The organism is Arthrobacter sp. Y3223164, assembly GCF_059091005.1.
In genome coordinates, this window is record NZ_JBNHGF010000594.1 from 1 (window position 1) to 1218 (window position 1218).

Annotated in this window: 2 protein-coding genes; both read left to right on the plus strand. The window is 70.0% G+C overall.

Annotated features, from left to right (window positions below):
* Nucleotides 1–910 (plus strand): 1-deoxy-D-xylulose-5-phosphate reductoisomerase (gene dxr, locus AC5RUJ_RS16685; protein ID WP_494156293.1); only part of this gene is annotated, 910 nt, incomplete at its 5' end.
* Nucleotides 907–1218 (plus strand): site-2 protease family protein (locus tag AC5RUJ_RS16690; protein ID WP_494156294.1); only part of this gene is annotated, 312 nt, incomplete at its 3' end. The genes dxr and AC5RUJ_RS16690, both read left to right, overlap by 4 nt.

A 1218-nucleotide genomic window follows, 5' to 3' on the forward strand; every position in this document is an offset into this window, starting at 1 on the left:
TGACGCCGCGGCGAGGATCGCCGCGTGGCCGGTCGCCGACGTCGTGCTTAACGGCATTACCGGGTCCATCGGCCTGGCCCCCACGCTGGCCGCGCTCGGTGCGGGCCACTTGCTGGCACTGGCCAACAAGGAGTCCCTGATTGCCGGCGGGCCCCTGGTCAAGCAGGCCGCGCGGCCCGGGCAGATCGTGCCGGTGGATTCGGAACACTCGGCGCTGGCCCAGGCGCTCCGGTCGGGCACGGCCGCCGAAGTGGACCGGCTGATCGTCACCGCTTCCGGCGGGCCGTTCCGCGGCTTCAGTAAGGAACAGCTGCGCGACGTCACTCCGGCACAGGCGCTGGCCCACCCCACCTGGGACATGGGCCGGATGGTCACCACCAACTCGGCGACGATGGTGAACAAGGCGCTGGAAGTCATCGAAGCCCACCTGCTCTTCGACGTCCCGCTGGAGCGGATCGACGTGGTGGTGCACCCGCAGTCGGTGGTGCACTCGATGGTGCAGTTCACCGACGGATCCACCATCGCGCAGGCGTCGCCGCCGGACATGCGCCTGCCGATCGCCCTCGGCATGGGCTGGCCGGAGCGGGTACCGGGCGCCGCGCAGCCGTGTGACTGGAGCCGTGCCACCAGCTGGACCTTCGAGCCGCTGGACGAGGAGGTCTTCGGCGCGGTGCGACTGGCCAAGGAGGCGGCCGGGCGCGGCGGGACCTTCATGGCCGTGTACAACGCGGCCAACGAAGAAGCCGTGGACGCCTTCCACGACGGCCGGATCCGCTTCGACGAGATCGTGGAGACGGTCGCTGCCGTGGTGGACGAGCACGCGCCGTCCGGTGAACTGACCGTGGCCGCAGTGCTGGCCGCAGAGGACTGGGCACGCTCGCGGGCCCACGAACGTTTGGCTATGTTGTGACCATTCTGCTTTTCATTCTCGGCGTCCTCTTCGTGGCCGTCGGCATCGCCGTGTCCATCGCCCTGCACGAGGTGGGCCACCTGCTGCCCGCCAAGCTGTTCAAGGTGCGGGTCACCCAGTACATGGTCGGCTTCGGCAAGACCCTCTTCTCCCGCCGGCGCGGCGAAACCGAATACGGCGTGAAGGCCATCCCGCTCGGCGGCTACGTGTCGATGATCGGCATGTACCCGCCGGCCAAGGACGGCGGCAGCAGCGGACGCGGCGTCGGCGACGGAGGCGACGGCGGCGGCAGCAGCGGAGGCGGCGAC